This window comes from Bacillus pretiosus, assembly GCF_051294775.1.
GTDB classification, from domain to species: Bacteria; Bacillota; Bacilli; order Bacillales; family Bacillaceae_G; genus Bacillus_A; species Bacillus_A wiedmannii.
Window position 1 is genome coordinate 1 of the sequence record NZ_JBPPHF010000235.1, and the last position, 301, is coordinate 301.

Annotated in this window: 1 riboswitch. The window is 30.9% G+C overall.

The annotated features are described in order from the left end of the window. Nucleotides 1–127 precede the first annotated feature (127 nt). A riboswitch (TPP riboswitch) is annotated at nucleotides 128–233 on the minus strand. Nucleotides 234–301: the final 68 nt, after the last annotated feature.

Sequence of the window (301 nt, forward strand, 5' to 3'; positions counted from 1 at the left end):
GTCATTTAAATCCCTCCAATAAAGTATAAAATTTAAGTATTTACCCACAGTTATTACATCTGTAAAATAAAAAAACTTTCTTTACAAACGTAAAGAAAGTGAAATTGACAGTATTTATTCATAAAATAGTAATGTCTTCCCACTTCCCTACGCTAGTATTAACCAGATCAGGTACTAAGAGTCTCAACTTCTCATTTGATCTCAGCCTATAATAGGCCCCCCTAGTGGATAAATATTTAATTTTCGTATTGTATTCATCATAACATACTTCATGTTACTGTCACAAGTATTCATGATAGCG